This window comes from Halorubrum sp. SD41 (assembly GCF_058630335.1).
Map to the genome: position 1 here is coordinate 91,027 of NZ_JBZVGZ010000009.1, position 20,071 is coordinate 111,097.

Sequence of the window (20,071 nt, forward strand, 5' to 3'; positions counted from 1 at the left end):
AGACTATGACAGACGATTTCGATTACGAAGCACATGAACGATTACGTGAGAGAGTAGCAAATGAGGCGGATAGTGTTCTTTGGACGTTCAAAGCCTACTATGTTGGAGCTGACTGGTACTCTAAATGGAACCGACGTTCGGATTGGGCGGTTTTCGGTATTGCAGGTCTATTGACTATTACTTTGATCTGGGATTCTTTACCGACGATTATCCCGATCGCCTTAGCGATCACTACGGCAGTTATCTCTGGGTATCAGCGAATGGCAAATCCGGGAGATACCGCGGAGAACTATTACCGGGCGGCACACGCCTACCAGCGTCTATTTGACGATTTTCGGGATTTCATCAAGCTAGAGTTGGCGAAGGAAGGGACGGGTCTGGATGAGATGGAGGAGCGATATCATGAGCTTGCGGCGAGGCGCAGGAACCTCAATGAGGATATGCCGGATGTTACCGAAAAATGGTATGACGAATTAGACGATTCCATCTATGATGAAGTAGGAACCCATGAAGAGGCCAAAGAGAGGCTGACCGGGGAAGCAAAATTAATTGGCAAACTACCGAATCGAGATCTGGATGACTCCGTTACCGACCGGATTGCTGGAGAAGCCAAACTCAGCGACGAAGAGGAAGACGACAAGCAAAAATGAGGCTCTGTTGAAATCCTCAGAGCGTTACAGGTTCGCCCGGTAGTTTGACCGAATGCAGGCCCTTCCAAAGTCGCGCTTACTCCGGTTTGTTGAGCAGGCGTATCACTTGGCTCGGCGAGCTGTCGCTCGGTACTCCTCGAAGTTCTCGAAACGCCGGTACACACTCCACCAACACATCGTTCTGCTGTGTCTCAAAGTTCGGAAGAATACGACGTACCGAACGCTTCTCGACGAACTCATCGAGATGCCCCGGATTCGGAGTGCCATCGACCTTGAGGAACTTCCGTCTCCCTCGACGCTGTGTAAGGCGTTCAATCGGCTTGATATGGCGGTTTGGCGTGTCCTACTCAACCTTTCTGTCACACTCCTCCCGACCAACGGTGTCGTTGGTATCGACGCCTCCGGCTTCGACCGGAGTCACGCCTCAAAGCACTACACGAAGCGAACAAAGTTGACGATTCAGCAGTTGAAAGTCACGCTTCTCGTAGACACGAAAGTGAACGCAATTATCGACTTACACGTGACGACCACGCGAAAACACGATTCGCAGATTGCGCCGTCGCTGATCAAGCGAAACACCGGAGAAGTAGCGGTTCTTCTTGGGGATAAGGGATATGACGACCAGAAGATTCGGGCGTTAGCCCGTGAAACCGGTGTTCGTCCGGTCATCAAGCATCGAGAATTTTCGTCGCTTCGCAAGGCGTGGAACGCTCGACTGGACGCCGATCTCTACGGTCAGCGCAGTCAGAACGAGACCGTAAATTCTCGCCTCAAACGCAAGTACGGGGCATTCATCCGCTCACGGCGCTGGTGGAAGCAGTTCCGTGAACTCGTTGTCGGCTGTCTCACTCACAACATCGACAAGGTACCCTGAACGTTAGATACAGACTGGAAATATGTCGATCGAGTTGGCTTCGATCATGCAGCGAGCAGAATTATCCGCCTATCGATGACAACGCCATTTGATATCTGCGTTTACAGCCTTTGGGTTATAACTCAGATCGGTGAACGTCCAGAAACTGGCGTCAGACACCCGTCTCATACTGTTCTGCCCGTTTATCTGGTCTATCCTGTAGCCTATGCTGCCCCAGACCGGGAGATGGACAGCGAGATGCAGTCCAGCCGGCGGACAAAAGTACTTTCAAGTACAAGTTACGAGTGCAGAGCGTCATGGTAGCTAGGCTAGACCGAGTGGTGCGGCTGTACGGTCGATACGGACCGACACGGTTGCCGCTCGGGGACCGACAGGACGTCGGGGCCGGCTACAGTATGGCCGCCGGTGTCCTCGCCGGTGGCATCGTGTTTGCTCCGGTGAGTACGCTGCTTTCGGGTATGGTGGGTTCCGCAGGGGTGATTCTGTCTGCGACCCCGGTGTACCTCGCCACGGGATTCGTGGTCGGGGCGCTCACGTGGCGCTCCCTGCCGTCGAGTGTCCCATACTACAGTGCCGTCGCAGCGTTGGTCACGGTCGCCGGGAACTACCTTGCCGGAACTGGCTTGTGGTTGCTACTGGCTCCGGTGTACGGCTACGAGTTTTCGAACCCATACGGGGGAGTTGACCCGCCGAACTCGCTCACCGAGTTCCTCGGAGCGTTCTTTGAGCTGTACCCCGATACCATCTTGGTAGTGGTAGTGTGGACGGTCTGGATAGCCGTCCCACTCAGCCTCGTTTTCAGCTACGTCTACGAGCGCAGTCGTAGCGGAGAATAGCCGATACATTCGCACACCTACCTAACGGCTATTCCAGCGAGACAAATGTTGGAACGATAGGACTTCAACAGAGCCAAAAATGAGTATCCCAACATCACAGTTAGAAACCTGGAGTAATCCTGGGGCTGACGATTCGGCGATGAAAACCTACAACCGCGTGAAGAATGTCTTAACCGCGGACGACTCCATTCCACAGGAGAAAGGGAAGAATTTTGAGGTTTATCTTCAAGGGTCGTACAAAAATTCGACTAACATCTACGCGGATAGCGACGTTGATCTGGTTATACAGCTGAATTCTACGTGGCGACGAAATCTGACTCGACTTTCAGCCATTCAAACGTCGAAGTATAAGGAGAATTACTCCAGTGCGAGCTATGGGTTGGATGATTTTCACGATGATGTCGTTAGCACTCTTCGGTCCTATTACGGTTGGAGTGCTGTTACCGTTGAGGATCGGGCGCTGGTCTTAGCTAGTGATTCCTTGCCCCTTACTGCCGACATCGTAGTGTGTCTCCAATATCGTCGATACAATCAGTTCAACAGTAAATACGACCAAGATTACGACGAGGGAATTATCTTCCAAGACAGGTCAACTGATAAAGAGATTGTCAGCTACCCGAAAATTCACTATGAGAACGGAGCGGCTATGAATCAATCTGTGTATGGACGGTATCGAGAGACTATTCGTATATTCAAGAATGCCCGCTCTTATCTTGTGAGTAAGGGAGAGATCTCGGCTGAACTCGCACCCTCATTTTGTATTGAATGTCTCCTCTACAACGTTCCGTCGGGTAAGTACAAGAACGACTACCAAGAGAGATACGTCGAAATCGTGAACTGGCTTGTAGAGACCCAACTATCAGAGTTCGATTGCCAAAATGAGATACAGAACTTATTCGGTAGCGACTCAACCCAGTGGTCGACATCTGATGCAGTGAGTTTCATCGCTCAACTCGTGGATCTATGGAATAACTGGTACGACTACTAAACCCATCTCCCATCAGTTTATTCAAATCTGTATAAGCCATCTTTTGGAAGGTCCTCTCGCTCGTTAACGAGGTATAGCACCGTAATTCTCTCCCGTTTCCGGTGAAAGAGCTCTTCTGAGAGTTTATTATCCCCTCAATGGGTGAGGGGCTCGCTGTACTAGGCGAGTTCCCGAAACACGGTGAGAACGATGGCAACCAGAGACATCTACGAAACTGGCTTCGACGAAGACATCCAAACGGAAACGAACGCTAACCAGTGTCCCGAGTGCGACGGCCGGGTCACCACGAACGCGGTCGAAACGGTCTGCGAGGACTGTGGGCTGGTCATCAACGAACAGCGCATCGATCACGGGCCGGAGTGGCGGGCATACGACGACGAGGAGTGCGAACGAACGGGCGCCCCACTCACTGCGGCTCGCCACGATCGCGGCCTGTCGACAGAGATCGGTCGCGGTACTGACGCGAAGGGGAACGAGATCTCTGGGCAGAAGCGACGGCGACTCGCGCGGATGCGCCGTGAGCAGACCCGTGGTCGCTGGCGGTCGAAAGCAGAACGGAATCTCGCCCACGGACTGGGCGAAGTGCGTCGGTTGGCGAGTGCCCTGGAACTCTCCGATTCGGTCCGTGACCAGGCGTGTCAGCTTTTCCGGAGCGCTCAGAACGAGGATCTGCTTCGGGGCAGATCCATCGAGGCCATCGCCGCGGCCAGCGTCTACGGAGCCTGCCGGTGCAACGGCCTCTCGCGGTTGGTGGGCGAGGTCAGTGAGATGGCCCGCGTCGCGGAGTCACGGGTCACGAACGCCTACAAAACGCTGAACGAAGAGCTGGGCCTCCCTGCTGAGCCCGTCTCCCCCAGCATGTTCGTGCCGCGCCTTGCGTCGGACCTCGAGTGTCCAGACGAAATCCGACAGCGGGCCCGAGCCCTCGCGGAACAGGCCGAAGAGCGCGGCGTCACGACGGGCGTCCATCCGGCCGGGTTCGCAGCGGCCTGCCTCTACAAGGCCGGTCGCGAAGAGGGCCGATGGCTGACGCAATCCGAGGCCGCAGATGTGGCGAACGCCTCGAAGGCGACTGTCCGGGCACACCGAGATACGTTGGAGGAACAGGTCGCCTGACGCAGATCACTGTCTCCCCGTCTGTACTGCACATCGGTCTATCCACGCTACAATTTAAACACGAAGACGAGCCATGTTCTCTGTAGACTACTCTATGCACGGTCGTTACTCCGACTTTGAGGAACTGCGGCCGACCGGCGAAGCGTCCCACATTCCGGACACGAGGCTGGACGACGGGTGTGAGGGTGCCCCCCGGCGGCAACGCGTCGCGACGAGCGCTGGTGGCTACCCTGATGCGCCGACGGCCGCCGACGGCGAGTGCCGGTCGTGTGGGGCGGCAGTCCCAGACGGCCAGACGAAATGCCGGTTCTGTCTCACCAACCATCTCGGAAGTGACGCCACCAGCACGAACGAGGCAGCGTCGACGACGTTCCTCGGTATCGTCCACCTGATCGTCGAGTCGACCACGTTCTACGGCGCCGTGGCGAAGGGCGGCGCCGCAGCGAACCTCCTGTCCGCCAACGAGGCGGAGCCGGCCGTCGACGACTACACCCTCATCTACGATCTCGACGAAGCACCGGCGCGCCAGCTGGTCGAACAATGGCCCTCACTCCCCGACGCGGTACAGGTGTCGTCAGCGGAGGGAGAGCGGCTTCTCAGTGCCGCCCGTGACCGCGCTGGATGCCTCGGGCAGGGATCGTCGGAACGTCAGGAGCAGGCCCCGACGCGGCTCTACGACCAGCGTGGGGACGGCATCCGCGACGCGTCGCGTCTCGACGCTGTCCTCGACGACGCCGACGATGCGGTATGGCTGGTTCCAGCGATGGCGCTGACCGAATCTACTGGTGAAGCTGCGGCTGATCGCCAGGCGTCGTCGGTACCGACGACGCAGGAACTCGACTGTCAAACCTGTGGACGGGCGACCGACCATCGGTTCAAGACCCACGAGTCGGTCCCGGATGCGGCGTGGACGGGGCAACCGATCTGGGAGTGCCGGGTGTGTGGCTCGGCTCGCTACGGCCCCATTCTCGAGTAGGGCCAGGCGTCGGTTAACCAACACCCTGCGAGTAAGGTCGAGGTTCGTTGGTTAAGGCCGCGAGCTCCTGCAAGCCCGACGCCAGTCGCGATGAGGAGTCTTTCCGCGCCGGCGAGCAGTGAGGCGCTTCCGATGGAGCAAGAGTTCAAACAGGGCTACCGGATGCATCGTATACTCAGCAATCTCAACCGACTAGACGTCGACCGATTGGACGACGCGGATCGAGAGCGAGTCGAGACCGCGAGAGAGCTCCTGGAAGAGGTGAGCCTTCTCACGAGGCCGGACGATGGAGCCGGGGCGGACGCCCACGCAGACTCCTAACAAGAGTCGTCGGCCACCCCTCGGGAGGCACCACTTGCGTCGGTTTATCGCCCCCGACAAGGGGTGCGGGGGCGACCCCGTGAAGTCCAGACATGGCGACACTACAAGCTGCGACGACGTCGACTGGCGCGATCGTATCGGATCCGCAGGCAGTCCGCGAGCTCTGTGAGAGCTACTGCTTCGGGACGCTCGACTGGGAGGTGACCGAAGACGGAGAGCTCACCATCTGGGGGTACGACAACTTTGAGGTGTACGAGGCGCGGGAGAACGGCCTCCCAGACTACGAGGGCGGCATCGTGACCCACGAATTCCTGCGAGAACTCGCCAACCACCTCGAAGCCGACGAAGAGTTCGATATCCAGACGGCGGGGTTCACCAACTGCCGCTTCCCAGTCCTGGCCAAGCGGTACGTCGTACGAGATGGCGAAGTCCTCCACGCGGACCTCAGTTCCCTCGACCCGATCGACGAGTAGCGTTGTTCGTCCCCCGGGAGGGGTGCGGGGCGATCCAGTCGCGGTCGCCCTGTGAGGTGATTGCTCGATGGGACATCGCGCACTTGTTGCGTACGAACGCACGGACGGACAGTACACGCTCCACTACAGCCATTGGGGCGCAGCGAACCTGAAGCTCAAGCACCGAATCTCGGCTGAGTCGCCGTTCGGTGGCGACGACACCGACTCCAAATGGGCGAAACAGCTCCTCGCAGAGCTGGCCGATGGCCTCGAGGCAGATGCGGTCGACGGCTACCTCGCCGGCGAGGATCGACCGTCGACCATTGTCGAACCGAAGCCCCGCGCCACCGCGCTCACCCTCGACGAGATCGTCGCTGACCATCTCGACTACCTCCACCACGAGGCGTTCTTCGTAGTGTCGACGACGTTCGAAGTGACCGCCTATCGGACGCTGTGGTTCGGCCTGCAGTACGAGTCGAAGACAGTCGAACAGTGTGAGACGGTCGGGAATGGCGCGCTCGCGACGGTGCGCTGGTACGACGGCGAGCCGGTCGGCGATGGCCACCTGCAGGGCCAGTTCGCGGCCCTCAAAGACGTCGTCGGCGACATGATCGACAAGGGTGTCTTCACGCCGTCGGCGGCGAGACAGTACCTGAAGCGGAAGCTCGCTGAGCGGGTCGGAGACCGACAGGAGCTGCTCATTCCGACTGGTGAATCTCCCTTCGAAAAAGCCAATCTCGGCAAGTCGTAGAAAATTTGCTAGAGGGCAGAACAGCTCTCCTCACCTGTTTACAGGTGATTGCTACTCTCGACCGCTACCTTAGCGCTGGGGGGACTTGTCCTATACAAAAGCGGGGCGAGATGGTGTAATTCTACCTTATATAGTGTATCTGAGCGTCACTCCTCCCAGTGAATTGCACGCTCAACAACCTCTTGTTCTTCCGGATGGAACTCGGAAAGCTTCACTTGAACCTCCCTACTCTGTGACCGAACGGTTCGCTCGCGCGAATCGAGCGTTGAGAACGGGTTCGGGACCTGAATCAGTCTCGCATCGCCGCTCTTTCCGGATTCAAGCTCCACTGCGACGTATAGATAGTATGCTTCTCGGAGGTTTTCGTTTCGTGCCGACTTCCACTCGTTCCAGCTGATCGACGGCCGCCGCGTGTTCGATCCAGACGATTTTAGCTCGATACACCGTTCTGGCTCGCTGGTGTCTCGAGCTACCACCAAGAAATCGAATCCTGGATATGGCTTGGATATCACGCCCCGCTCCTCCAATGATTCCAGAACTGGGCCGGCGATGTCGTCATTCCTCGCTTCGAGGTAGAGGTCACGCGTGTGTACGTCGTGGACGTACTTTTCTGGCTCCGGACAGCCCTCTTCGCGAAGACGCTGAAGTTCAGCGTGGTACGTTGCCTCCATCCCAAACTCATCGACTTTGTCGATATAGTTCGCCGTCACCTTGGTCTGTCGCGACGAGGATGCTTTGGAACCTCCACCACTAGTGTTCCCAGATGCTTCCGAGTGTGAACTGCCACCCGTATCCGTGTTCCCAACCGAGAGCGTGGAACTGTCGCCAATTCCGGTCAGCTGTTGAGCTGACGGTACTCGTGACCCATCCCGAACCGTGGTACCAGAGTCCGAGGACTCGGATGAAGGTTCGTCCGAGTTCGTAGACCCAGTAGTGGTCGACTCATTTCTACCCGTCGTGATCTGCTCACCGTCGAATCCGGCGCTGGCGACTGTTTCAATTTGACGTTGTTCTGCTCGTCCCTCGTACGCTGCCCGCCTGGCCTCAAGCTCTCTCCGGCTAGCTGGCGCGCCAGCCGCCTTCAGTTGCGATTGCATCGCTCCTCTGTCGGGCGCTTGTTGCAGGAGTACGTACAGCGACTCCCAGCTCCCCAGGCCGTGATACTCTGCGAATGCTTTCGATATCGATTCCACCGGGGCGTCTCGAACCGGATCGGAGCTGTCCGCAACGACGTACACTCGCGTCCGATTCCCGTGATCGTCCCGCTCGATGAAGTACTCCGCCGGCCGCGTCAAAGGATCCGCTTTCGGACTATCCCGAAGCTCATAACTGACCTTCAGAGAGCCGACAAGGACTATTTGGTCGACGAACCGGGACAGTCCACCTGCGTCCTCCTGTTGGCTGCTCCGCGTCGCTTTTAACCGACAAAGTACGTATGGCGCCGCCACGTCCAGCCATTCCTCTCGGAATCGCTCTGTCACCGCAATGCGTTCCTCGTCGATCTGCGGCGTCTCCTTAACGGCCTCGACCAAGTCGATCATCCCGAAGTGCTTACCGATCGCCGGCGTATCCTCGCGAGTTAACGCGAAGATAGGAATCGCCAGTCCCTCAAACCGTAATGCTTCCTCGTGACTCCGCGTAAAGTATGTCGCTGAAGCCTCGTGGAACTGTATCTCATCACCGGCCATACAGGGGACAGGCACTGAATCGAGGCCGGTTTCAGTCGGCTCCCACCCTGAAGACTGGATCTGACCTTGGTTGTCAAGTGGCGGCAAGTCCTCGCTCAGATTGCTATACGCCGCTTCGATTTCAGAGAGATAATATGCGCTAGGATCAGTCTCGTTCTCCATTTCCGTGAAGACTGATCTGATTCGTTCTGCAACCGTTCTGGCGTCACATGGCGTGAGCGTCCGCGTCTCAACACGCCGCCGAATCGATAGTGCATCGAGTAAATCAGGAGCATTCTCAGCTAGTTCCCCATACACCTCTCGGCGAAGCGTCGGTAAGATCGGATGTCGACTGTCGCCGATGTCAACCGAGTATCGCTGTAAGTCCCTGTCGTTGAGTAACCATGCGTCCTCAGGGGGGACTTGCCCGAGCGTACTCGGCAACCAGGGGGCACGCTGGAGCTGCCAGAGCCAGAGATTCGGTAGGACACCTTCAATCTCATCCTGATCGAACAGGTAGGTCGTCTGATACCGGAGTCGGTTGTTGGAATAGAGCGCTACGGTTGCGTCCGCGTGCTCCGAGATCTTCCCCCACCATGTGTACAGGTGCCCCATCAGCAGTTTGCCGAACTCCGGATCCTTCCCTGCCTCGAGTAGTGCGTGATCGTACTCTAGTCCGTTGACTTGCCAGATGTACGGTCGCTCCCCGTCATCTTCGCTCACCGCCTCGTATGCAGCAGACTCCAGCTTCGTCAGGTACGTATCGAGGTCGCCTTCGGAGAGCGTACTTGGACTGAACTGGCTCTCCGGATCAAGCGTGGAATTAGACCCAGGATCGATGTGTTCCGTGGCGCTGTAGCGGTGTGACTGGGTGGGATGGAAGAACGGTGTGATACGAATATGCTCGCAGACCCCGATCCACTGGAAGAACTCACGCCACTTCGACCAGTCGTCAGAATCGTCTAGCCCGAATTCCCTCGGCGGTGCCAGCACCGGTGGCGATACCCCTGCCGTCTGGAGGAGTTGCTCTACTCGGCCCGCAGTGGGCTTGTTACGCTGCCAGCTCGCACCGAAGTATACCTCATAGGCACGCGCCCACTCACCATCCGCCGTTGGGACCGGAAGCATACATAAGTCGTAGTAAGGGTCGTTGCTGCGGTACGTGTACGGTAGCGGCTCCTTTGGGGAGGCTGGCGGTTTCCCAGTCGTGCTGCTCGTCGCCAATCGCTGGACGAACTCGAGTACCTCGGGGTCACGTAGTGGGCTGTCGTCGACGTCGCCGGATGATGGCCCCGGGAGGAGTGGGAATACACCCTTTTCGGCAATATCCTGGAACCCGAAGTCGTTGATGTCCCAAAGTGCATCCAGAACGTTCTCGTACTCCCCACCGTCAAGGAGCTCAGTCCGAGCATCCGAATCGGCCTGTTGAGAGCCCTCCGTGTAATAGAGTTCATTCGGGAACAGACGAATTCCCGAGAGTGCATCCGTCGGGACACTCTGTTGTGGTGGGAAGAAGCATTCGACCGACTCCGGCGTCGGCTCGTGTTTGTAGTACTCGCCGTGCGTTCCAACCAAAGGATCGCCGACCGGGAACACCGCTTCCGCCCGAGCAGCCTCAGCGAGCCGTCGCTTATCCGTACTATCAGTAAGCGTTAGCCACGTTTCCGCCAGCGCGAACACGATAGGGTCGACTGTAAGTTGCTCAGGCGCGTCTCGATACTGAAGAATGGCATTTTCGTCCGGAGCGGCACCGAGAACAGCGGGGGTGTGATGAGGCCTGAGTCGAGTTGCCCCCAGCTCTTCAAGGATCGCAGCGACATCGTGTTCGAGCAGTGGTGTTGCGGGGAACCAGCCTCCTATTTCAGCCTCATCGTTCACCAGCTCAAAACGGTCCTGCCCGTACACCATCGCCGTAAGAGGACCGACTCGTGCTGCGTCCGGATGCGTGTATGGAAGAACAATTTCAGAAAGTGGCCGCCGATCAGCGTCGGACGTCGAAGCGCCAGACGCCACTTGTTCTAACCGAGGAACAAAGGCCACTCCTTCGAAGGCATCCTGAAGTGCCTCCACAAAGCAACGGTTCACCGGGTTTGTCCGCGTCGTCTCGTCGGCGTTTACTGCCGTAAAGTCGATCGTCCGGAGGAACTCGTCGAGCGCCGTATCGGTCTCTTTTACGAAGGATAGGACGTCGGCGGCGAGGAGGTCGGCCACCCGCTGGAACAGCCAGCCATTCAACCCCATGACGGCACCAGTTTCCGGGTTTGTCGGCATATTTAGACTTCTTCGAGAGGTGCTCACCTGGAATGTCCCATTCAGCAGCGCGGGAATAGGGCTTCGCTCCTCGGTCGGCAAGAAAACGTGGACGAACGGGCGCTCATTCGCGTCGTCGCCGACAAACAACGGTCTAAGAGATGTATTGTCGTCATCCTCGAGTCTGAACGCGACACTCAACCGTAATTTACCGATATCGTCGAGAATAGCCGAGTCGATTCCTGCAAACGACCGATCCGGAACATCGTACTCGCGGGCGAATGAGATGAGTTCTTCCGAGATCTCTTCAGGAGTGTCCGGATCAAGATCACCACGTCGTTCGATCCCGATAACGGATGCTGCAGTCTTTCCTCGCCAGTCCCGCCGAGTCTTCTCCCAGACACGTTGACGGTTACCGACGGCGAACTCGACACGATCCGTTTTCGGAAGCAACGCAACAGTCTCTCGCGTGACCTGCTCCTTGAACGTCGACTCAATCGTCTCGAAGATCCGTTCTTGATTCTCGTCTTTGAGCGGTAGTCGAAACACCGTCGAATATCCCGTTTTGAGTAGTTCCGACACGCGAGTACCGGGTTCACTTGGGAACGGAATCGACATCAGCGGGACGTTGTCAATCTCTCCGTCGGTCTCGACGCCCTCCTTACGCAGTTTCTTCTCGATTACGTCACGTGTCTTTTCCCGGTCGAACTCGGCAGCAAGCAGCCCGCCACCATTCTGCGAAAAAATCGCCGGGTTCGATGTGATATCCAGAATCGACGTAAAACCCCTCCCCTTGTGCCCGATAGTGGCTTCATCACCTTCGTCACCTTTCGTTGTCTGGGTGAGCGTCGTAATTGCATCCAGATCCGCAGCATCGAATGGCCGCCCAGTGTTGGCAACAAGCAGACTGTCTCCGCGCAGTTCGAATCGAACCTTTCGTGGCTTGTCGCTGTCTTCCGGCATCTCGTCATCCGCATTCTGCAAGAGTTCGAACACAAACCGTCGACTATAGTCTGCACTGTCCGCCGCCTCCAGTTTGAAGTCCTTACTCACCAACGGCGGTTCATTCGCATACGTTCCCAGCTTCGTTTCTCGTATATCCTGCAGATTAGTGATAGCCCGTTGTTCTGCCATTATCCCCCATTCAAACACGTCACACGCATAACGTTGAGGCACTAGCGAACCGGCAATCAAGAGGCATCATTTGAGTGCAGATTGCAGAAGAACCGTTTTCAGGCACCATTCACAGGAGCTGTTTTTCAGGGGTCGGAATGGGTGAGCCCCGCCATAGGCTCGTGATTCGATGACCTCAGACGACGACCCGTTTCACGACTGCGAGTTGGATTCCGAGGCGATTCTCGGAACACACACGTTCGAAGACGTCCTGTTCACCGATGAGACGGAAACCCCGGTGAACGTGCTCACCGGCGAGACACCGGCGCATTCGCAAGCAACTGTCGAGGAAGCGAAAGAGTTCGCTGCGAGTATCGACACGGCGACGCCCCAGATCGCGCTCCCCGCATCCGTCGAGTCGCAGGTCGAAACACAGAGCAAGCCCTACACGGCGGCCGCGTTCTTCCACTTCAAGGCGACTGGCTCACTCGAACGGCACCGCGCCTACCACGCCGCCTACGAGGCGGACGCGTTCCTGGTCGACTTCGAGGCAGACTACGCGTCGGGCGACCTGACCATCACTGTCGAACGAGCGGACGAATCCTGAGAATCCGCCGTCACGAGGAGAGTTTTTCGAGCGCCGGCGATGGGTGCCGGCGCAGCTGGAGCGAGCAACGACACCCGGTGCGTCGGTGTTTCGAGGTGTTCGAGATGCACATGGTGATTTACGCTCTGGTAGAGGCATCGACGCACGACGACGCCCTGGCCACCGGAAAGTCAGTGTTCGACCGCCTGGTCGGCGCGGACCCACACGCCGGCGCCGTCTTCGATTACTATGTGACCTTCGACGAGGAGGACACGTCCGTTGCGGGGAAGGCGCGATGGGGTGAGTTGCCGACTGCAGCCCCTGTCGACTCTGATGACGGCGAAGACCTGCTCGAGCGTGGCTGGGAGGCGACGAAGAAGGAATTCGAGCGGAATCTCGACCGGGTGAAAGAGGCCATCGAGGAGCTCTCCGACGAGGAGATCATGCGTGACGAGGACCTCGCCCGGCACGCCTTCCACAAGGTCGGTGCGTACGATGGCCCGACGGTCTTCCTGTACACCGAACACGGAACCGGCATTCGTCACCGTGGACAGCTGGATCGACTCCTCGAGGAGAGTGAAGAGCTCTGGATCGTACCCGCTGACGTCCACTTCTGAATAATGCCTCCCATCACTAATTGGCGACGCGAGAGCCGATCGCCAACGCTCGCGTATCGGAACACCGAGACCAGTGCGCGAGCTGTCCTGCATCGAACTCCGGACTCCTACCGGTACAAGTGGCGCGGGGCAATCCTCGTCGACGGCTACCCGGTGTGGTCGCGGGGATACGAGACGAAGGACGCGACGCCGTTCCGTGACGAACTCCGGGAGCGGCCGGCTCCGGCCCTCCGCTGTCCGGAGTGTCCCAACGACGACGTTCGCGTCGGCGAGAAGGCAGCAGACGGGGCGAAAATCCAGCGGTGGTACGACTGCCCCGACTGTGGATACGAAGCCCCCTCACACATCGTCTACGGTGCCGAACGGTGAGTGAGTGAGCGCTGGGCGCTGTTTTTCGGCCGGCACGAGGTGGTGGCCCGGTACGACCGGGTAGTCAACCAATGACTCTCGAAGTACTTGACCGACACAGTGAGGCATTGTTCGAATTCCTCTGGTGCCCCGTCTGCGGGCAGGAGGTCTTCACTCTCATCCCCTTCGAGGGGGTGTTCTGCAAGAACTGCAACACCCAGGTCGAACTCCAGGAATCCCGAGAGACGCGCGGCTACGAGGAGGCCGTGCTCGCCTGCTTCGATTCTACCACGACTTGGAACCTCCACGTCGACGAGAAACTGCGCCGCGACCTGCCTGATGGGTCGGCGCACGTGAAGATCCTCGGCGCACCGGGCGCCTACAAGGTCGACTGGTGGAGTCCAGAGCCAGATGTTGAATGGCAGCCAGTCGATCGAGGCGAGTTCGACGACGTCGAGGAGCCAGATGAGGGGTCACATCTCGCGTAATGGTCAGTTGGTGTTGGACCCATTGCGTCTCTTAGACACAGGGGACGAAAGAGCCTATTCAGAACCACCGTAGAAATGTTCTGACCAAACCTTCATACAAGTAGACTGTGGAATTCCGCCTATGGGGGCTGTTTCGTATCGGAACCAAATCTACGAGATATTCGCTGATCCAAACAAAGCGCTCGAGAACCAGATCGAGCAGGCCCTCGACATCGGGACGGAGTATCTCGGCCTCTCGATCGGGTTTTTCACACGCATCTCAGATGGGACGCAGAAGATACTTCAGGCGACCGGAGAGCACCCACTGATACAACCAGGTGAGAGCTGCCCGCTCGATGAGGCCTACTGTCGGCGGACCATCGAAATCGATAGCCAGGTCGCGATCGAGGATGCAACTGCATCCGCAGAGATCTCCGATACTGCTGTTCAGACATTCGGCCTAGGAGCGTATATTGGTGCGAAAATCCTCGTCGACGGCGAGGTGTATGGGACTGTGTGCTTCGCCGATACCGAGCCACGGGAGGACACCTTTGTCGACGAGGAGCGGTTCTTCGTCGAACTGGTTGGCAGACTCTGTGGCCAAGCCATCGAACGACGAAACTACAAAGGGGAGCTCTCACAGCGTGAAAGGCGATTGGACAAGCAGCAAGAGATCTACCGAGCCGTCATTGAGGCCAATTTCGACTCCGTCTTCCGGTTCGGTACGGATGGAACGTTCACGTATGCGTCCGAAAGCGCCCGGGACCTCTTAGGATATGCCCCAACTGAACTGGAAGGACAACCGATAACGGTCGCCCATCCCGATGCACAGACGACGGAGTGGGCGTGGGAGAACCTCTCCCGGATACTGAACGGAGAGTCGGCCGAAGCGCGGGATTTCCCTCTTGAAACAAAATCAGGAGAGATCATCTATACGGACATTCGCGGCGTTCCGATTTACGATGTGAGTGTGCCGGACGCAGCACGCTCCGCGGACGATATCGTTGGGATACAAGTGATGGTACGTGATGCGAGTGATCGACGCCAGCGAGAAGGGCTCATCAGCGTTATCAACCGTGTCCTTCGGCACAACGTGCGAAACGAGATGTCTGTTGTTCGCGGGTGGGCAGATATGCTCGCGGAGGAGCTGGATGCGGACAGTGCGAAGAAAGCGACGGTGATCAGAGCAGCTGCGACACGGTTACTCGATTTGACCGAAGCGGCGCAGAAGATCGAGGATAACCGTGAGGTCTCCCCCGAGTTAGAGTCGACAGACATCATTCCACTGGTCGATCGGATCGTCACGGAGTGTGAAACCCGATACCCAGACGTCTCAATTTCAGTTGACGCGCCAGACGAAGCGATTGCGGAGACGCTTCCACGCGTTGAAGTGGCGCTATTTGAACTCATCGACAACGCTGTCAAATATGGGAGTGAGCCCGCGTCCGTCGAGATTGATGTGGATGTATCCGATGTTCACATCACCTGCCGAGTGAGCGATAACGGTCCAGGGCTTCCGGATACGGAACGAGGTGTTTTACAGTCCGGTCTGGAGACACCACTCGTCCATGGGCAGGGACTTGGGCTGTGGTTGAGTTATTGGATTATCACGACCTTAGATGGGGAGATTGAAGTCATCGAATCCAACGGCGGAACGACAATTGAAATTCGGCTCCCGACACCAGCAGCGGAAGACGTGCAGTGACGGTCTACTGAAGATGTTTCGCCCGGAAATTATGTAATCGCAAGTAGCGTCCAAAGAAGCTCCAAACACACCGTACTGCCTAAGCATCGAGTTTCAATCTCGAACATCGTAGTGTAGTTTTCTGTACCGGCGATGGGTGCCGGCACACTCGTGCCGATAGTGATCGATGTCAACACGAAGTCAGCTCTGATTCGTCCAACGAATCGAACAGCCCAGTGGAACGGATGGCGACGCCGAGCGCGTCGCACAGGTATACCGGCATTCAGACGGTTACCCAGGTAGCGTTTTGCGGGATCTCTCCCAGCTAAAGGAACTTCTCGGTGCGACTCGCGCCGAGCGCGGACCGAGATACACAGCAGCGACATTCGTGTTCCTCGAAAAGCCCACGACTTCAGTCGTGGTCAATGACTCGCGACTACGATACCGTAACTGTACCACAGGGTCACTGAAAACCCCGTTTGTAGCCAAGCCGCATCCAAACAGAGAAACCAGCATCTTGTGGGGCTGGCCAACTGTCGGGGTGGGTTCAGTCCTTGACTGGGAGAACGGCATCTGCCCGCAATGCTGCCATAACATCCTCGACCAACGCGTCCACTGACTGGTAGGGAAACGTGAGATGGTGGCCGTGGACCAAGCCGAGATCGGTTGCCGGAACTCGGACGCCGTTGGCTTCAAACACAGTTTCTGGCCCGTCCGGCAGCGCGGGAATCAGCTCGAACGGCGACGCAAGTGGATACGTCGCTCGACTAAATACAGCCTCAAATTGCTCACGCAGTGAATGGACACTCATCGGTTTTCACCCGTTCGCGTGTCCATTCCATTTTCGACAAGATCTCCAACGGTGACAGAGATCTCTTCGACACGCTCCGCCTGACGTTCGTTGGTTGCTGCGACGTCGGCGATTTCCTCACTGACTTTACGAGACTGATCAAGTGTGTCATCAACCATCTGCGAGACCTCTTCGGTACTCGCCGCTTGGTCATCGGTTGCTCTGGCGACCTCGTCGACCCCTTGGGCAGCGTCCGTGACGGCGTCGGCGATTTCTCTAAAATTGTCCATTGCAGAGTCGACGCTTTCGACGCCGTCATCAACTTGGTCGGTTACCTCATTCAAACTCGTTACAGTTTCTCGAGTATCGGCTTGGATAGTGCTGACAGTTTCTTCGATCTGGCTGGCTTGCTCCTGAGACTCCTCTGCCAAGGACTTCACCTCATCCGCAACGACCGCGAAGCCAGAGCCGGCATCGCCCGCCCGCGCAGCTTCGATGGACGCGTTCAGCGCAAGCAGGTTCGTTTGATCGGCGATGTCGTCGATGATCTCAACGATTTCGTCGATCTCGTTGATGCGCTTTTGAAGTCGATCAACGTCTTGGGCGACAGATTTGGTTGCGGCGGCGACTTCCTCCATAGTGTCCATAGCCTCTTCAGCCGATTCTCGGCCATCGGTTGCGTGGGATTCAGCTTCGGCGCTTGTCGTTGCCACCTCGTCGGCGGTTGAGGCGACCTCTTCGACAGTCGCACTCAGGTTAGACACCTCACTGGCGACCTGTTCCATATTATTGAGTTGTTCGGTCGCGACATCGGTGATCTCCTGGGTGCTAATTGCGACCTGGTTCGTTGAGTCGCGCAGTTCATCGATAGAGGTGTTGACGTTATCAGCAACCGATCGTTGCCGCTCCAATTCGGATTCGATTTGAGAGCTATACGAATGGATGTACGTATCCATCGCGACTTGCTGATCGAGATTGATGATTTTGAGTGCCGACAGCGCTCTCTCGATAGTTTCGTCAACCGCTTCCTCCACCGAGGTTAGTTGCTCGGTGCCGTCAGAGTCTGTGGATGGTGTCGAGTCGTTATCATGGCGGACTGTCGTCCCGTCGCGGGCAGCAACGGCGCCGTCGGTCTGGACTGTCCGTCGCTTGACGTCCTCGGCGATAGCCTCAAAAATGCCCTCATAATAGATTGAATACGCCCCAAAGTACACTTTCGGGCCCAAGTCGAGCATGTCGTGGATCTTTCCGATTCTAGCTCGGCCGTCGAAGTACGACTGATCGTACTGCCCTCGTCCGAGATCTTTAAGATACTCACTTTGGCTTCGTTTTAACGCCTCGACCGACTTCGTCGACGAGTCGAGGATCGCTATCGACTCCGAGTAGTTCTGTAGATGCGCGTAAAACTCCTCGACAATGTCGTCAGCGATATCGTTAATTAACGGAGCCATATCATTCAGCCGCTCGACATCATCTGAATCGAACTGGGTGAAGTCCTTTCGCCACTCAATTTCGCGGCTATCAATCCCGATCTGCTCTGTAAGCCGCTTCCCACTCACGTTCCGCCTATCCTGTTCATCAACTCTGTACGCGTCCGAAGACTGCCGTTTGGCCATATGTTGTTGGCTAAGAACTATCATAAAAACGATTGGCATCAATTATCATTTTGGAGAGTGCCATAGAACGATTAGCACACCAAAGAGCAGAGGGGATGCTGAGATGGTATGGCCTTAACGACCCTGCAAGATGATCCTTCGGTAGAGTCGTTCTTCAATATCGTGGAGACAGAGACGCTCGCCCTGTTTGAGCATCTATCCTTCGAGTTTCTCGACGAATTCGACGTGTTCGCCCCGTCTCTGCCGGGGCGAACACGAGACCACGAACTCCGCTGACCGAAGTACCTAGTCTGGATCGAAGGAGCGTCGCTCAGTCACCTTGCTCAAGATCAAGAAGTGGGTTGGGCGACTCCGGCACTAACCACGCCGGGGCGACTCGTGTGAGGGCGACCGTCCCCGTCAGTCCGACGAGCGTCTGGGTGACGACGACGGCTGGTGCGAGCGCATAGCCCGACGGCAGCGCGAGTGCCAGCGGAAGAATGACCAGCGAATTCCGCGTGACAGAAGGGAACACGAGCGCCCGACTCTCGCCTGCCTCCTTCCAGAGCACTCCCGCTACGAATCGGCCGAACAGTGGCATAATGACCAAGAACGCCACGTAGACAGGGACAGCCGAGGCAATCTGTCCGATCGAATCCTACACGCGCGGCAGTTGGGAGGCGATCACGACAAACAGCGTCGCCCCCATCATCGGAACCGGCAGCCAGCCCATCGTATCCTGCCACTGAGCGCCGCGTTCGGAGCGCTCTGCCCAGTACTCAGTCGCCCCTGCGAGGGTCAGCGGCAGCGCGATAATTACGATAAACGGCTCGATGAACGGTCCGGCCTCGATGAACTCGGCGACCTGCTGGCCCATGAACAACCAGAGATACAGCGGGAGCAACAACAGCTGGATGAGCATCAGCGCCGGCGTCGCGGCCGTGATCTGTTCGACGTCACCGCCGGCGATGGGTGCCGGCGCACACGCGCCGGGAAGTATCGATGTCGACACGGAGCCAACTCCGATTCGTCCAACGAGTCGAACAGACTGATGAAACAGATGGCGGCACCGATCGCGTCGCACAGGTGTACCGACATTCAGACGGCTACCCGGCGAGCGTACTTCGCGATCTCCATCAGCTGAAGGGTCTTCTCGATGCGACCGGTGCCGAGCGGGGACCGGGTTACACGGTGGCAGTTCTCGTGTTCCTCGACAAGCTCTCGACGGTCGGCCTTTACCTCGATGGCAACCCAGAACGAACGATCGACGCGGCCCAGCCAGCGGATCTCCTCGAGCCGGACAATATGGAGCACCTCAACCAGCCGCTGTTCCTGCTCGGACACGGTGTCGAGAATCGGGCCGACAGCATCCACGGCGACGAAGAGTACCTCTACGTCCTCGAACTCCCAACCCGGAACCCGTTCGAGGACCCCTCCGAGTGGACCGTCAAGGTGAGTGGTCACTCTGCGTTCCCGCGCTGGGATGGGCCGACAGACGAGGCCTTCGATCGGGCTAGCTGGCAGTTCCATGGCCCGCTTGAGCACGCGCTCGAAGAGATGGTCGCTGAGCCGGCGTGAACACCTTACCCGCTCAGATGATGCCGCCGATGACGAGGAGTCCGACGATAAGTAGCAGCGTCGCGACAACGCTTCCCCCGGCCAGCCACTTGTTCTCCATCGCCTTCTCGTGAAGCGGCATCGCGGCGTACTCCTCGCGGAACGCCTCGAGGTTCTGGTCGTCGTAGAAGTACTTCGTCTTCAGCGCGAACCGTTCCGTCACCGCACAGCCCGTACAGATCGGCTCACCTTCCAGCCGCTCCGTTTTGATGTGACTGGAGCAGGCGATGGCCCCGCAGTTCGGGCAGTAGGTGTACGTCCCGTCACCGCCGGTCGTGTCACAGTGGACACACTGATGAATGCCGTCCTCGGCGGTCACCCGTGACGGGCCTGCCGCGTAGTACTCGTAGGGATAGGTGTATTCCTGGATGTC

General features: G+C 57.6%; 18 protein-coding genes and 4 pseudogenes. 17 read left to right on the top strand and 5 right to left on the bottom strand.

Annotated features, from left to right (window positions below; all coding sequences use genetic code 11):
* Positions 1-5 precede the first annotated feature (5 nt).
* The 9 genes from AC4NMM_RS05790 to AC4NMM_RS05830 all read left to right on the top strand — a co-directional run bounded on the left by AC4NMM_RS05790 (position 6) and on the right by AC4NMM_RS05830 (position 6,964).
* Positions 6-650 (top strand): SLATT domain-containing protein, encoded by a 645-nt coding sequence (locus AC4NMM_RS05790; RefSeq protein WP_491923787.1) that lies wholly within the window; start codon positions 6-8, stop codon positions 648-650.
* Positions 651-702: 52 nt separating this feature from the next.
* Entirely contained in the window at positions 703-1,524 is an 822-nt protein-coding gene (locus tag AC4NMM_RS05795; protein ID WP_491923788.1) for an IS5 family transposase, read from the top strand.
* 296 nt (positions 1,525-1,820) lie between these two features.
* The gene (locus tag AC4NMM_RS05800) at positions 1,821-2,360 is read left to right on the top strand and encodes a hypothetical protein (RefSeq protein WP_491923789.1); all 540 of its coding nucleotides are present in this window, start codon (positions 1,821-1,823) and stop codon (positions 2,358-2,360) included.
* Positions 2,361-2,439: 79 nt separating this feature from the next.
* A complete protein-coding gene (locus AC4NMM_RS05805) occupies positions 2,440-3,348 on the top strand; it encodes a nucleotidyltransferase domain-containing protein (protein WP_491923790.1) in 909 nt (302 codons plus the stop codon).
* 189 nt (positions 3,349-3,537) lie between these two features.
* Entirely contained in the window at positions 3,538-4,464 is a 927-nt protein-coding gene (locus tag AC4NMM_RS05810) for a transcription initiation factor IIB (protein ID WP_491923791.1), read from the top strand.
* Positions 4,465-4,558: 94 nt separating this feature from the next.
* On the top strand, positions 4,559-5,440 hold the full coding sequence (locus tag AC4NMM_RS05815; protein ID WP_491923803.1) for a biosurfactant protein 1: 882 nt from the start codon (positions 4,559-4,561) through the stop codon (positions 5,438-5,440).
* 132 nt (positions 5,441-5,572) lie between these two features.
* Entirely contained in the window at positions 5,573-5,761 is a 189-nt protein-coding gene (locus tag AC4NMM_RS05820) for a DUF8012 family protein (RefSeq protein WP_491923792.1), read from the top strand.
* Positions 5,762-5,853: 92 nt separating this feature from the next.
* Positions 5,854-6,234 carry a hypothetical protein gene (locus tag AC4NMM_RS05825; RefSeq protein ID WP_491923793.1) on the top strand — a complete coding sequence of 127 codons (381 nt, stop codon included), beginning with the start codon at positions 5,854-5,856 and terminating at the stop codon, positions 6,232-6,234.
* A 67-nt stretch (positions 6,235-6,301) separates the two neighbouring features.
* A complete protein-coding gene (locus tag AC4NMM_RS05830) occupies positions 6,302-6,964 on the top strand; it encodes a DUF6735 family protein (RefSeq protein ID WP_491923794.1) in 663 nt (220 codons plus the stop codon).
* Between the two features lie 146 nt (positions 6,965-7,110).
* On the opposite strand, the gene AC4NMM_RS05835 is transcribed toward AC4NMM_RS05830, so the two are convergent.
* Positions 7,111-12,015: a sacsin N-terminal ATP-binding-like domain-containing protein gene (locus AC4NMM_RS05835; RefSeq protein WP_491923795.1), complete on the bottom strand. Its 4,905-nt coding sequence runs from the start codon at positions 12,013-12,015 to the stop codon at positions 7,111-7,113.
* Between the two features lie 169 nt (positions 12,016-12,184).
* On the opposite strand from AC4NMM_RS05835, the gene AC4NMM_RS05840 reads away from it, so the two are divergent.
* The 6 genes and pseudogenes from AC4NMM_RS05840 to AC4NMM_RS05865 all read left to right on the top strand — a co-directional run.
* Entirely contained in the window at positions 12,185-12,601 is a 417-nt protein-coding gene (locus tag AC4NMM_RS05840) for a DUF8025 family protein (RefSeq protein ID WP_204749952.1), read from the top strand.
* Between the two features lie 104 nt (positions 12,602-12,705).
* On the top strand, positions 12,706-13,197 hold the full coding sequence (locus AC4NMM_RS05845) for a DUF7995 family protein (protein WP_204749985.1): 492 nt from the start codon (positions 12,706-12,708) through the stop codon (positions 13,195-13,197).
* Between the two features lie 3 nt (positions 13,198-13,200).
* Positions 13,201-13,566, top strand: a complete 366-nt coding sequence (locus tag AC4NMM_RS05850) for a DUF7568 family protein (RefSeq protein WP_204749951.1) — start codon at positions 13,201-13,203, stop codon at positions 13,564-13,566.
* A 71-nt stretch (positions 13,567-13,637) separates the two neighbouring features.
* Complete coding sequence (locus AC4NMM_RS05855) at positions 13,638-14,033, top strand: DUF7567 family protein (RefSeq protein ID WP_491923796.1); 396 nt, start codon at positions 13,638-13,640, stop codon at positions 14,031-14,033.
* A 121-nt stretch (positions 14,034-14,154) separates the two neighbouring features.
* Positions 14,155-15,717: an ATP-binding protein gene (locus AC4NMM_RS05860; RefSeq protein ID WP_491923797.1), complete on the top strand. Its 1,563-nt coding sequence runs from the start codon at positions 14,155-14,157 to the stop codon at positions 15,715-15,717.
* Positions 15,718-15,919: 202 nt separating this feature from the next.
* Positions 15,920-16,108, top strand: a pseudogene (locus AC4NMM_RS05865) (hypothetical protein); the annotation flags it as partial.
* A 135-nt stretch (positions 16,109-16,243) separates the two neighbouring features.
* On the opposite strand, the gene AC4NMM_RS05870 reads toward AC4NMM_RS05865, so the two are convergent.
* Together AC4NMM_RS05870 and AC4NMM_RS05875 are read right to left on the bottom strand one after the other, a co-directional pair.
* Positions 16,244-16,507: an MTH865 family protein gene (locus tag AC4NMM_RS05870; protein ID WP_491923798.1), complete on the bottom strand. Its 264-nt coding sequence runs from the start codon at positions 16,505-16,507 to the stop codon at positions 16,244-16,246.
* A complete protein-coding gene (locus AC4NMM_RS05875) occupies positions 16,504-18,102 on the bottom strand; it encodes a globin-coupled sensor protein (RefSeq protein ID WP_491923799.1) in 1,599 nt (532 codons plus the stop codon). The genes AC4NMM_RS05870 and AC4NMM_RS05875 overlap by 4 nt, the downstream gene beginning before the upstream one ends.
* A 108-nt stretch (positions 18,103-18,210) precedes the next feature.
* Here AC4NMM_RS05875 and AC4NMM_RS05880 point away from each other — a divergent pair.
* A pseudogene (locus AC4NMM_RS05880) lies at positions 18,211-18,369 on the top strand (IS5/IS1182 family transposase); the annotation flags it as partial.
* Between the two features lie 43 nt (positions 18,370-18,412).
* Here AC4NMM_RS05880 and AC4NMM_RS05885 read toward each other — a convergent pair.
* A pseudogene (locus tag AC4NMM_RS05885) lies at positions 18,413-19,147 on the bottom strand (arsenic resistance protein); the annotation flags it as partial.
* Between AC4NMM_RS05885 and AC4NMM_RS05890 the strand changes: the two are divergent.
* Positions 19,084-19,659: a hypothetical protein gene (locus tag AC4NMM_RS05890; RefSeq protein ID WP_491923800.1), complete on the top strand. Its 576-nt coding sequence runs from the start codon at positions 19,084-19,086 to the stop codon at positions 19,657-19,659. The pseudogene AC4NMM_RS05885 and the gene AC4NMM_RS05890 overlap by 64 nt on opposite strands.
* A gap of 13 nt (positions 19,660-19,672) precedes the next feature.
* Here the strand turns inward: AC4NMM_RS05890 and AC4NMM_RS05895 are convergent.
* Positions 19,673-20,071: pseudogene (locus AC4NMM_RS05895) on the bottom strand (restriction endonuclease); the annotation flags it as partial.

Bases quoted from the DNA above. Each gene is read 5' to 3' on its own strand.
- AC4NMM_RS05790 (WP_491923787.1), top strand. From the start codon at position 6: ATGACAGACGATTTCGATTACGAAGCACATGAACGATTACGTGAGAGA.
- AC4NMM_RS05795 (WP_491923788.1), top strand. From the start codon at position 703: ATGCAGGCCCTTCCAAAGTCGCGCTTACTCCGGTTTGTTGAGCAGGCG.
- AC4NMM_RS05800 (WP_491923789.1), top strand. From the start codon at position 1,821: ATGGTAGCTAGGCTAGACCGAGTGGTGCGGCTGTACGGTCGATACGGA.
- AC4NMM_RS05805 (WP_491923790.1), top strand. From the start codon at position 2,440: ATGAGTATCCCAACATCACAGTTAGAAACCTGGAGTAATCCTGGGGCT.
- AC4NMM_RS05810 (WP_491923791.1), top strand. From the start codon at position 3,538: ATGGCAACCAGAGACATCTACGAAACTGGCTTCGACGAAGACATCCAA.
- AC4NMM_RS05815 (WP_491923803.1), top strand. From the start codon at position 4,559: ATGCACGGTCGTTACTCCGACTTTGAGGAACTGCGGCCGACCGGCGAA.
- AC4NMM_RS05820 (WP_491923792.1), top strand. From the start codon at position 5,573: ATGGAGCAAGAGTTCAAACAGGGCTACCGGATGCATCGTATACTCAGC.
- AC4NMM_RS05825 (WP_491923793.1), top strand. From the start codon at position 5,854: ATGGCGACACTACAAGCTGCGACGACGTCGACTGGCGCGATCGTATCG.
- AC4NMM_RS05830 (WP_491923794.1), top strand. From the start codon at position 6,302: ATGGGACATCGCGCACTTGTTGCGTACGAACGCACGGACGGACAGTAC.
- AC4NMM_RS05835 (WP_491923795.1), bottom strand. From the start codon at position 12,015: ATGGCAGAACAACGGGCTATCACTAATCTGCAGGATATACGAGAAACG.
- AC4NMM_RS05840 (WP_204749952.1), top strand. From the start codon at position 12,185: ATGACCTCAGACGACGACCCGTTTCACGACTGCGAGTTGGATTCCGAG.
- AC4NMM_RS05845 (WP_204749985.1), top strand. From the start codon at position 12,706: ATGCACATGGTGATTTACGCTCTGGTAGAGGCATCGACGCACGACGAC.
- AC4NMM_RS05850 (WP_204749951.1), top strand. From the start codon at position 13,201: ATGCCTCCCATCACTAATTGGCGACGCGAGAGCCGATCGCCAACGCTC.
- AC4NMM_RS05855 (WP_491923796.1), top strand. From the start codon at position 13,638: ATGACTCTCGAAGTACTTGACCGACACAGTGAGGCATTGTTCGAATTC.
- AC4NMM_RS05860 (WP_491923797.1), top strand. From the start codon at position 14,155: ATGGGGGCTGTTTCGTATCGGAACCAAATCTACGAGATATTCGCTGAT.
- AC4NMM_RS05870 (WP_491923798.1), bottom strand. From the start codon at position 16,507: ATGAGTGTCCATTCACTGCGTGAGCAATTTGAGGCTGTATTTAGTCGA.
- AC4NMM_RS05875 (WP_491923799.1), bottom strand. From the start codon at position 18,102: ATGGCCAAACGGCAGTCTTCGGACGCGTACAGAGTTGATGAACAGGAT.
- AC4NMM_RS05890 (WP_491923800.1), top strand. From the start codon at position 19,084: ATGTCGACACGGAGCCAACTCCGATTCGTCCAACGAGTCGAACAGACT.